We start from the raw sequence: 11478 nt of genomic DNA, 5'->3' as shown, positions 1-11478 counted from the left end.
CGGGACGAATTTTTGTTTTAACTCTAAACCGAGCTTCAGCTTTGACAGTATCGGATAAAAGATAAATATTCTGTTACCTTGGCATCTCGTTGCAACCACAGAAGAATCGGTTTAGAGTCAAAACGCTCACAGCTTTGACAGTATCGGACAAAGGATAAATATTCTGTTGCTTATGTAGATAGTTTCAAACACAAAAATAATCGGTTTAAAGTTATAACACGAACATTGTCAGTTCCTTATATTTTGCATTATACCGCGGATGAGATTCCCGTATCTTTCCCATATTGCGATACGGGAACGATACGAGAATCATATCGGAATGTTATTGAGAAAATTCCGGGATTAGTATGCCTTCAAGTTGCCTTCAAAACACTTGACACTATTCCCCTTTTCAAAATCTTGACTTTCTGAATAAAAAAATATGTAAAGGAGAAGCGATGAAAACCCTTACCCCCAGTCCTTCAGATATTCACCAGCAATGGTATATCGTTGATGCAGCAGGCAAACCATTGGGTCGCCTATCCACTAAAGTAGCCACAATTTTATGTGGTAAAAATAAACCGTATTATGTGCCCAATATTGACACCGGTGATTATGTAATAGTAATCAATGCAGCCAAAGTTCGGGTAACCGGAATGAAGGCATTGCAGAAGGTTTATAAAAGCTTTAGCGGCTATCCGAGTGGTTTAAAGGAAATTCCTTATGCCAAAGTTTTGGAAGAGCATCCGGAGCGAATTATTGAACATTCCGTAAAAGGGATGTTACCCAAAAATAAGCTTGGACGCGCAATGTTTAAAAAACTGAAAGTTTATCCCGGAGCTGAACATCCACACGCAGCTCAGAAACCGGTTGAACTTGTAATTTAGGAGAAAAATGTATGCAGACCTTTGATGCAGTTGGAAGAAGAAAAAATGCCGTTGCCAGAGTGCGTCTTACTCCTGGCACGGGAAAACGCATTATTAACAGTATTCAGATGAAGAAATATCTGCAGCGGGAAACCCTGGAAATGATTGTAGAGCAGCCCTTACAGACAGTTGGCTTATCCGAAAACTTTGATGTTTATGCCAATGTTTACGGTGGTGGCTTAAGTGGTCAGGCAGGAGCTATTCGGCATGGTATTTCTCGTGCTCTGATAGAATATGATGCGAATTTGCGTCCAATGTTGAAAACCCGTGGTTTCTTAACGCGTGATCCCCGAATGGTGGAACGCAAAAAATCCGGTCGTCCCAAAGCCAGAAAGAGATTCCAATTCTCTAAGCGTTAAGGACAAATTGTTTCTAAATGAGAAACAATCAATTAAATAACTTTCCGGAACGCTTGCAAGGCGGTGAGGAGAAAGTTCCTCTGAATTGCTTACACCGTCCGGAAAAAACCTGAAAACCGTAAATTAGGAGTAAAGAATGTCCGTAGTTACTATGAAACAATTACTGGAAGCAGGTGTCCATTTCGGACATCAGACCTTCAAATGGAATCCTAAAATGAAGAAATATATCTTCATTAAACGCAACGGGATTCATATCATAGACCTGAAACAGACCGTAGATGCTATCAATGAAGCATATCAGTTTATGAAAGAAATTGCCTCCAAAGGTGAATATATCCTTTTTGTAGGCACTAAAAAACAGGCACAGGCAGCTATTAAAGAAGCAGCTGAAAAAGCCGTTGTTTTTTATGTAAATCAGCGTTGGTATGGTGGAATGCTTACCAATATGGCAACCATCAGACAAAGCATTGAAAAAATGAAATACTATGAAGAAATAGTTGCCGATGGCACTATTAGCAGTTATACCAAGCTGGAACAGCAAAAAATGAAAAGAATGCACGATAAAATTGAATTTTCTTTAGGCGGTATTCGGGATATGGATGCCCTGCCAGGATGCATATTTATTGTTGATACCGAATATGAAAAAATAGCCGTGCACGAAGCTCGTATCTTAAATATTCCGATTGTGGCTATGGTAGATACTAATTGTGACCCGGATGTGATTGATTATGTAATTCCCAGTAATGATGATGCCACACGAGCCATTCATCTTATTTCCGATATTATGGCAAATGCTGTTATTGAAGGAAAAGGAATTGCCACCGAAGGTGAAAGCTCGGAAGAAGAAACAACTGCAACCACCGATGCTGAGCAAACAGAAGATTTTGAAGCAGAACTGGCTACCGAAGAAAAAGTTGAATTTGAAGTTCCCGAATTAGCGGAAACAGAAGTATAAAACATTATTGCGGAGCTAAGCTTTGTTTATCTTACAAAGCTTATTTAAATTCCGCTTGTAAAAAGGAGAAAAAATGGCAGAGATTACTGCAACCCAAGTAAAAGAATTGCGTGATAGAACCGGAGCCGGAATGATGGATTGCCGCAAAGCGCTGATTGAAAAAAACGGAAATATTGATGAGGCAATTAAATACCTGCGAGAAAAAGGAATCAGTAAAGCAGAAGGAAAAGCAAGCCGTGCCACTAAAGAAGGAATCATTCATTCATACATCCATTTCAATAATCGCATTGGAGTGCTTCTGGAATTGAATTGTGAATCGGATTTTGTTGCCAGAACGGAAGAATTCAAGGCATTGGCAGATGAAATTGCGATGCAAATTGCTGCTAACAATCCTTTAGCCATCAGTCCCGAGCAAATTGATCCCGCTATTCTGGAAAGGGAAAAAGAAATCGCTTATAATAAAGCTGTGAATGAAGGTAAAAAACCCGAAATTATAGAGAAAATTGTAGAAGGAAACCTGAAAAAATTCTGTACTGAGCATTCGCTTTTGGAACAGGAACTAATCAGTGACAGCACAAAAACTGTGAAGGACCTGCTGACAAACGCTATTGCTACTACCGGAGAAAATATTCAGGTAGCCAGATTTATTCGCTATCAGTTGGGTGGTGAATAAAATTTCTGCTGCAAAGTCGTAAACTTAACTAAAACGGCAGGGAGCTGAAGAATGAAAGATGTTTATCAAAGCGAAAATATCCATCGGCTGGTGTTAAAACTTTCCGGAGAAGTTCTTTCCGGCAAAAAAGGTGTAACCTACGATGAAACATTAATAAACTCTCTGACGGATGCCATCATCACTGTTCACAACCGTAACTATGAATTAGGCATCGTTTTAGGAGGCGGAAATATTTTTCGGGGCGGCTCGTGGAAAAATAAAAATCTGAACAGGGTAGTTCTGGATAGTATCGGTATGCTGGCAACTATCCAGAATTCCCTTTATATGGCAGAAATCCTCAGTTCCAGAGGAATTGAATGTGCCATTTTTTCTTCTCTGGCTGTGGATAAAGTAGTTGATCGCTATACCCCGCAATTGGCATCCTCCGCTTTAGAACAGGGCAAGATTTGTTTTTTAAGCGGGGGGACAGGAAATCCTTATTTTACAACTGATACGGCTGCTGTTTTACGCGCGGTGGAATTGAATGCAGATATTGTGTTAAAAGCTACAAATGTAGATGGACTATACAGTGCGGATCCTAAAAAGGATAAAAATGCCCGTTTTATCAGTAATGCCAGCTTTGAGGAATGTTTGCAGAAACGCTTGGGGGTGATGGATTTAACAGCATTTTCCCTGGCTATGGATAACGATATGCCTATCAAGATTTTCAATATCAGCCAGCCGGAAATGTTAATTGAGGCACTAACTAAAACAGAAACAGGAACTTATATCCACCCTTAAGCATTATTGCGCTTTTTAGCGATAAATATGAGGATACAATGGAAAATATAAAAGAAAATACCAAAGAAAAAATGCAGAAGAGCTTTGAGGCAATGCTGCATCAATATTCCAAAAGCAGAACCGGACGCGCCAGCGCTTCTATTTTGGATAGCGTTAAAATTAACTATTACGGCCAACCTACTCCGGTGAAACAACTTTGCAATATATCCATTCCCGAAGCAAGAATGATTGTTGTTCAACCCTGGGATAAAACTACTTTGGCAGATATAGAAAAAGCCATCCTGGCTGCTAATATTGGAATTACTCCCGAAAACGACGGTAATGTTATTCGCCTGCCTTTTCAGCCCTTAACCGAAGAAACGCGGAAAGAAATCGTTAAAAATATCAAAAAAATCTCGGAAGAAACAAGAGTTGCTATTCGTAATATTCGGCGCGATGCCAATGAACTGGTTAAAAAAGACAAAAAGGATAGCGAAATTAGCGAAGACGAGGAAAAGAAACAGCTGAAAGAACTGCAAGACCTTACGGATGAATGGATTAAAAAGATAGATGAAGCAGAAAAGGCAAAAGAAAAAGAGATAATGGAAGTGTAAGGAACTTTTTGATAATAGGTAGGGATGAACAGGGAAAAAGAGATTTAATTGAGAATGAATTAGGCGAGATGGCGAGATGGAAAGAGAGAGATAGCGAAATAGATTTTTTTTACAAAGAGAAAAAGAGAGAAAGAGATTTAATTGAGAATGGAGAATTGAAAATTGAGAATGAATTAGGCGAGATGGCGAGATGGCGAGATGGCAAGATGGAAAGAGAGAGATAGCGGAATAGATTTTTTTTACAAAGAGAAAAAGAGAGAAAGAGAGAAAGAGAGAAAGAGATAGATTAAACAAAGAGAGAAAGAGAAAAAGAGGGAAAGAGGGAAAGAGAGAAACAATATCATTTGACATTCTTCATTATTCATTCCGCATTTCCAATAGTTGACTTGTCTGGAATGTTTTCTGCATTATATTTTAGGATAAACACAAAAATAATTTCCAAGGATAATGCTAATGCATAAAACCTGCAAGCTGTTATTACTGCTCTGTCTGGTTGTGTTCATTCAACCAATTATCGCTCAGAGCGTTAAATTCTCGCTTTCTCCTGAGGTCTTAAAACCGGGAGAAAAAGGTGCTATTAAAGCCACGCTTGTTATTCCCGAAGGGAAAAAACAAACTGTAAACCCCAAAGACCCGGAATATTTTTATCTGGAAGCTGACCATCCCGACCTCGTTTTGGGGAAAGTTATTTATCCAAAACCGACACAAGTTGTTTCTGAACAGGAATGGAACTATCATCCCAAAGTAACCTTAACCTTGCCTTTTACCGTGAAGCAAACAGCTAAGGCAGGCAAAAAACAAATAGCTGCTGTGCTTAGTTATAATCTTTGTTACGAAACAGGAATGTGTGATCCACCGGAAGAAGCAACAGCTACACTTGCATTTCAAATAACTGAAAATGAACTGATACCAACTACCGTTTCGGAAGCAGAAGCAGATAAGCCCAATAAAATTGCCCCCAATGAAACCGTTCCCATTCAAAAATCCTCGCTTCCAGCTGCCAAACCTAATGCCAGCCATTCTTTTGGCGAAATACTGAAATACATTCTTTTTGCCTTTTTAGGCGGTATAATATTAAATATCACTCCTTGCGTTCTACCTATATTGCCAATCAGGATTATGAGCATAATGAATCAGGCACAGAAAGATAGAACCAAAGTGCTTAATCATACTTTGGTTTACGCTTTGGGAGTGCTGATTTCCTTTGCTGTAATGGCAGGAATTTTTATCGCTTTACAAAAGGCAGGTGAATCCGTGGGCTGGGGTTTGCAGAATCAAAATCCTGGTTTTGTAGTAACCCTGATGGCAATTGTGTTTGTTTTTGCGTTGTCACTTTTGGGGGTATTTGAAATAACTGTTCCAGGTATGAATACAGCCAATAAGGCAACATCCAAAGGTGGCTATGGCGGTTCCTTTTTTGGGGGTATTTTTGCGTTTTTGATGGCTATTTCCTGTACCGGACCCTTTTTAGGGGCTGCTTTACCTTTTGCTTTAGCTTTGCCACCTGCTTTAATGCTGATTTTCTTTCTCACAATAGGGCTTGGCTTTGCGTTTCCTTTTTTGCTGATTGGCTTTTTCCCTAAAGCACTGAAAATTATTCCCAAACCCGGTAACTGGATGATTATTTTCAAAGAAGTGATGGGCTTTGTTTTGCTCTTCATTGTTTATACTCAGCTGAAGACCTTGCTGCTGTTAACCGATGGGGAATATTTGCTTAAAGTTCTGTGGTTTTTGGTAATTCTTGGTTTTTCTACCTGGCTTTATGGCAGATTTGTAAAAGTGGAAAACAGCAAATTAACCCAATGGCTCTTTACGATTATTCCGCTTGTGTTAATTATCCTTGCAGTGGTCAATTATCTGCCTTATACCAAAACTGAAAAGATAGAAATTCAAAGTAAAAGCGGAGAACTTATTCCGGCTCCAAATACACCGCAGGGCTGGTATGTATTTAAAGAAGATATTTTAAATAAGGCACTAAAAGAAGGTAAAGCAGTTTTTCTGGACATCGGAGCTGCCTGGTGTAAGAATTGTATGACTAATGAAAAGACAGTTCTTTTTACGGATACGATGATGCAGGAATTTAAGCAGAAAAATGTGTTATTGTTAAGAGGCGATTTTACCAAAAAAGATGAAACCCTGCTTGCCTGGATAAAAAAACACGGAAGAGCAGGAGTTCCTTTTAATGCTTTATATATTCCGGGTGAAGAACCTCACATCTTTGGTGAACTGCTTTCCAAAGACGAAGTAATAAATGCCCTTAATAAAATTCCTGCTAAAGCCGAATAGAGAAAGTTAGGGAAAAAGATGAAGAAGAAAATCGTTTATGTCCTGTTAATAATTGTGGTTTTGGGAATTTCTTCCTGTGACCGCTTTGACCATTCTTTTAAGCCATCGGAACAGGTGAATTTTACCGCAGAACTTTTCAGTCCCTTGCAAGAAGCGTTTAATAATGCCACTCCTGAAGATTTAACACCCGTAATGGTTTTTTATGCGGATGATTATAAACACTATGGCATCACTAAAAGTGAGTGGGAAACAAAGCTGCATACTATTCTTTCCCCTCTAAGCAATCCGGTTATTCAGGTCTCTTTAATTACAGCCACTTTGCAAAACGAGACCAATGCTTTGGCAAATTGGCGATTAACTATTAGTGACGATAACAAAACCGTCATTGCCGATAGTTTATACACAGGAGAACGCTTAAGAAAAGAAAACGGAAAATGGCTGCTGCGGGGAAATCAATGTGGTTGTGATCCTTCTGCGCCTACGCAAAAAGTGATTGTGGAATATGTTACCAATGTGGGCTGCAGTTATTGTCCTGCGGTAGAGAGTGTTTTGCATAATTTAAGCTCTCAATTGGGTGATAACTTTATCTATTTAACCCATCAGTTCTCGGGTCCCGTTGCAATTAGTGACCCTCTTTATGCTTATTATACTGCCTACAGTGCACCCGTTTCTATTATCCAGGGAAAACATAAACTGGGTGGAGGAACTCAGGATATTTTAGACCAATATCTTCCTACCGTGCAAAGGGAATTGGATTCCTTAAGTCAGATGGATTACAGGGTAATAAGCGCTACCGTAGAAGGAAAAAACATCTCCGGAAGCATTAAACTTACCCCTCTGTCGGTATCCTTCAACCAGGCAGAATTGGTTCTGAATCTGGCAGTTATAGACCTTGTTTCCACAGCAGTAAATGCTGAAGGAGAACATCTTACTAATGTAGTTATAGGCAGAAAACGAATTGATATAAGCGCTGTGGATTTAAGTAATGCTGTTGCCTTTGCATTTGATGCTAATGTGACCATTCCTGAGGATGCCGCTTTAGTAGTTTTTGCCCAAAAAACACCTGTGACCTTTGCCAATAACGCTACAATTTATAGTGGCTTACAATATCCCCTTACCGTTAAAAAAGGAGGTTCACGATGAAAAAGCTGATTACCTGCTTTATTCTGATGCTCTTGGTCGCTTCTGTTTTTGCAGAAGTGATGCCCGATTTCAAACTGCCTGATGCAGCAGGAAAAAATGTGGCTTTACTGGAACTTTTAGGAAAAGGACCTGTTATTATTGATTTTTGGGCGGATTACTGCAAACCCTGTAAAGATGCTATGCCGCAATTAAATAATTTGGCTGAAAAGTATGATTCGCTTACCGTTGTGATGATTTCTATTGATGCCCCCAAAAATCTGCCCAAGGCAAAAAACTATCTGAAAAGCAAGAACTATAAGTTTATAACTCTGTTTGATTCCGAAAAGACCTTAGCCAAAAAACTGGGAGTAACCAACCCTCCGCATACTTTTATGCTAAATAAACAAGGGGAAATTGTCTATTCGCATATTGGCTATGAACCAGGTGTGGAAAATGAATACGAAATGCATATCCGTAATTTGCTGGGGCTTAAAACCGATGCAGAATAAGGATTTAATTTCATAGAGTTAGAAACGAGGATTTAAGGATTTCAGGATTTAGAGGATAAATAATTGGTTAATGGAGGACGCTGTTCCTCCACAAAGAACATAAAAGAAGAATTAAGAAGGAAGATAATGCCTTGGCAGAAGAGAGACCATCGTTTTTTTAGATACTTAGCGGTGATTTCTGCGGTTTATATAAAGCCCGATAATCCTGAAATCTTCGTTTCTAAATCTGTATCTGTAAAATCAGTGTAATCTGTGAAAGAATAATATAAATGGTGGAATAGAGAATGAAACATACTCTGCTGTTATTGCTGTTAATCAGCTTTACTTTGCTTAGTGCTCAAAACGCTCTTTTTATAAACGGTTCCAATGAAAGCCAATTCATTTATCGCACCGTTGAGGACTCTTTGCATACTTATTTTAAAGATACCTTCGGTTTCAACCTTGACTACCGGAATTTTAGCTTTGGAATGAAATTTATTGCTGAACTGCCCAAATATTCCACAGAACAAACGGAACTTTTGGATGAACTGGATAGCAACCGTTTGGAACTTGGCTGGCAGGAATTGTATGCCTCTTATGAAAAAGATGCCTGTAAAATATCTGCCGGAATAACGGAAGACAGTTTTGGCAACGGCATTGTTTTTCGCAGTTATAAAGACCTGGAGTTTGATATAGATAACCGTTTGGAGAGCTTCTTATTCAGCTATAACGACGCTTTTAAGTTCAAAGCAATTTACGGGGCTATAGAAAGCTCTAATATTATTGGAAGTTATGATTTGGCTTATGGTGCCGATTTGCAAAGCCCCAATTGCCAAGGACTTTCCTTAGGCGCTTCGGCAATGGCTTTCCGCAATTTGCTTGCCACAAATATCTATAATCAGAGAACCGTTTTTGCCGGTAGATTAAATTATGCTACAGAATATATTGATTTGCAGGCAGAGACGGCAGTCAGCAAACTTTATCATCAACCCGGTATTAGCACAAAAAACGGCAAAGCAATCTATGTGAATGGCAGTTATTACTTTGGTCCTGTTACTTTAGGGGGAGCTTACAAGCAGTATGATAAGTTTCAATATCGCTTAAATGACCTGCCAACGGTAAATTACCATAATGAGACCCTTTCCGATGCTTCTGCCACAGGAGAAGATGAAATTGGCTGGCAGGGCTTTGGAATTGTTTCTTTTACGGAGGGTCTTAATTTTACTGCGGACTATGCTGAAGCTTTCAATAGCGATAAAGACAAAAAAATGAACGATGCCTATTTTGCCTTGGAATATAATGCAAATTCCTTTTCGCTGCTAACTTCTTACAGTCATATTGAAAAAGTGGATAACCTTAGCGATACTTGGCAACAGGATTTAATTCCTGCTTTGCAAACGAACTTTACTTTGCTTAAAATCCCGGTGCAAATTCAGGCGGAATATAAAATGGTCTCCAAACAAAAACAGGACGCTGAAAGTGAACATTATGAACCAAAGCTGCAGACCGATTTTACTTTGAATAAGCTCTCCCTTTCTTTATGCGCACAAAGTAACTGGGAAGAAATCAGCGAAGCATTAGACAGCCGCTATTGGGCTTCTGCTCAAATAAAATTCCCGCTTTTTGAACATAGTGACCTAATCCTCTTTGGTGGCAAAGAAGCCGGTGGAAAAGTTTGCCGGAACGGGGTTTGCCGTTATGTTGCTCCCTTTGAAGGTTTACGCGTTGAACTTAACACCCGCTTTTAGAAAGAATGTTTCACGCAGCTTACGCAGATTGCGCAGATTTATTCTGTTACTTATGTTTTATGGTTAACAAGGACATAAACCTTCCGGAAGAACGATGTCCCCGTCGTTCAAATTTGCAATTTTCCCGTAGTCAGTTATTATATAAAGAGACAAGGAGATGAAAATGAAATACAGTTATCTGATAATTGCTCTATTGGCTTGCAGTTTACTTTTTGCAGAGCCGTCTTATATGCCTGTAACAACTTTAGCAGAAGATTTCGGGGCTACTTGGTGTATGAATTGTCCTCTTACCTGGCAGGGTTTACAGGAAGTTCATTCAGCTGCTAATAACAATGAATTTATCAGTGCCAGGTTATTTACAACCAGCGGAGACCTCAGCAATCCTATTATAGAAGAAAGGTTTTCTTACTACAATGTAATCGGTTTGCCCAATGTAATTTTCAACGGAGTTGTATCTTTAGAAGGTATAGGAGAAGGAACTGCAGACGGAACCGATTATCTTAATGCTCTTTCCGCAACTCGCTATTCCGCTTCCCCGATAAAGATTGTACCTACTAATTTCAGCTTTGAAAGGGGCTTGGTTAGCGGGTCTGTAATAATGATTTCGCCAGATGTAACAATTTCCGATGCCCGTCTTGTATATTATCTGCTGGAAGATAATGTGGGAGAGGAAGACCATATCGTAAGAGGTATTCTTTACGATGATAATGTCTCTTTATCGGGTTATGGAGATACCTATAATTACAATAAAACTTTCAGCTTAAATCCTTCCTGGGTAGTTAGTAACTTGTGGGGGATTGTTTTTCTGCAGTTAGCGGATAAAAAAATAGTTCAGTGTGTTTCTTCACTTCCTTTGCCTGAGTATAATTTTCGGGTGGCAATGGACTGGAATCCTTCTATCCAAGGAGATGCCAACACTAATTACCTTTCTTCTCCCTTTTGGTTCTTCAATCTTGGCGCTGCAGAAAATTACACGATGCATCTGGAAGCGGATAATGTGCCTGCGGACTGGTATTTGAATTATTGTGATGAAACAGGAAACTGCTATCCGGGAAGTATTAACCGTCCGTTTTCTATGGCTGCAGGCGAGGCAATATCCTATCATTTGAATTTAACAATCGGCTCTCCTGCTACAGTAAATTTTCGGATAGTGGTTAGCAGCCCCAATATTGGAACTTACAATATACCTTTTAGTTATAGCATAGGAACGCCTGCGCTGGATGAAACCAATACTCCTGTTGCTTTTTCAATTAAAGGATTATATCCCAATCCCGTTACCGGAAGCGCTGTCTTTCATCTTTCCAGCCCCAAAAACATTGGTGCTGCCACAATAGAGATTTATAATGTGAAAGGACAAAGAGTGCAGAGTATCTATCAGCCGGATATTCATAGCGGCACTAACGAAATTGGCTTTGTTCCAAAGGGGTCACTTCCCAACGGGATTTATTTTTATCGTTTGCAAAACAGCGCGGGAAAAGCAGAAAAGTTCATCCTTCTAAAGTAAAGTGGCTGGGGGATACCTTTTTTGGAGGGTTGACCTCCTGGTCAACCACCATAGTTGTTTTATTC

General features: G+C 39.4%; 12 protein-coding genes. All 12 read left to right on the top strand.

Annotated features, from left to right (window positions below; all coding sequences use genetic code 11):
• Positions 1 to 437: 437 nt before the first annotated feature.
• The 12 genes from rplM (at position 438) to PLE33_02845 (ending at position 11413) form a co-directional block, all read left to right on the top strand.
• Positions 438 to 866 (top strand): 50S ribosomal protein L13, encoded by a 429-nt coding sequence (gene rplM / locus PLE33_02900; GenBank protein HPS60193.1) that lies wholly within the window; start codon positions 438 to 440, stop codon positions 864 to 866.
• An 11-nt stretch (positions 867 to 877) separates the two neighbouring features.
• The gene (gene rpsI, locus PLE33_02895) at positions 878 to 1264 is read left to right on the top strand and encodes a 30S ribosomal protein S9 (protein ID HPS60192.1); all 387 of its coding nucleotides are present in this window, start codon (positions 878 to 880) and stop codon (positions 1262 to 1264) included.
• Between the two features lie 136 nt (positions 1265 to 1400).
• Entirely contained in the window at positions 1401 to 2219 is an 819-nt protein-coding gene (rpsB, locus tag PLE33_02890) for a 30S ribosomal protein S2 (GenBank protein ID HPS60191.1), read from the top strand.
• A 73-nt stretch (positions 2220 to 2292) separates the two neighbouring features.
• A complete protein-coding gene (gene tsf / locus PLE33_02885; protein ID HPS60190.1) occupies positions 2293 to 2892 on the top strand; it encodes a translation elongation factor Ts in 600 nt (199 codons plus the stop codon).
• Positions 2893 to 2943: 51 nt separating this feature from the next.
• A complete protein-coding gene (pyrH, locus tag PLE33_02880) occupies positions 2944 to 3672 on the top strand; it encodes a UMP kinase (protein ID HPS60189.1) in 729 nt (242 codons plus the stop codon).
• A gap of 38 nt (positions 3673 to 3710) precedes the next feature.
• The gene (gene frr / locus PLE33_02875) at positions 3711 to 4265 is read left to right on the top strand and encodes a ribosome recycling factor (protein ID HPS60188.1); all 555 of its coding nucleotides are present in this window, start codon (positions 3711 to 3713) and stop codon (positions 4263 to 4265) included.
• Between the two features lie 8 nt (positions 4266 to 4273).
• The gene (locus PLE33_02870; protein ID HPS60187.1) at positions 4274 to 4489 is read left to right on the top strand and encodes a hypothetical protein; all 216 of its coding nucleotides are present in this window, start codon (positions 4274 to 4276) and stop codon (positions 4487 to 4489) included.
• Between the two features lie 223 nt (positions 4490 to 4712).
• A complete protein-coding gene (locus PLE33_02865; GenBank protein ID HPS60186.1) occupies positions 4713 to 6551 on the top strand; it encodes a cytochrome c biogenesis protein CcdA in 1839 nt (612 codons plus the stop codon).
• Positions 6552 to 6569: 18 nt separating this feature from the next.
• Positions 6570 to 7694 (top strand): hypothetical protein, encoded by a 1125-nt coding sequence (locus PLE33_02860; protein HPS60185.1) that lies wholly within the window; start codon positions 6570 to 6572, stop codon positions 7692 to 7694.
• Positions 7691 to 8182 (top strand): TlpA disulfide reductase family protein, encoded by a 492-nt coding sequence (locus PLE33_02855; protein ID HPS60184.1) that lies wholly within the window; start codon positions 7691 to 7693, stop codon positions 8180 to 8182. The genes PLE33_02860 and PLE33_02855 overlap by 4 nt, the downstream gene beginning before the upstream one ends.
• 284 nt (positions 8183 to 8466) lie before the next feature.
• Positions 8467 to 9909, top strand: coding sequence for a DUF6029 family protein (locus PLE33_02850; protein HPS60183.1), 1443 nt, complete (start codon positions 8467 to 8469; stop codon positions 9907 to 9909).
• A gap of 163 nt (positions 9910 to 10072) precedes the next feature.
• Positions 10073 to 11413: a T9SS type A sorting domain-containing protein gene (locus PLE33_02845; protein ID HPS60182.1), complete on the top strand. Its 1341-nt coding sequence runs from the start codon at positions 10073 to 10075 to the stop codon at positions 11411 to 11413.
• Positions 11414 to 11478 lie beyond the last annotated feature (65 nt).

The sequence above is a fragment of the Candidatus Cloacimonas sp. genome, from assembly GCA_035403355.1.
In the GTDB taxonomy this organism is placed as follows: Bacteria; Cloacimonadota; Cloacimonadia; order Cloacimonadales; family Cloacimonadaceae; genus Cloacimonas.
Note: the sequence above shows the minus strand (reverse complement) of the source record. Positions and strands in the feature narration are given on the sequence as shown.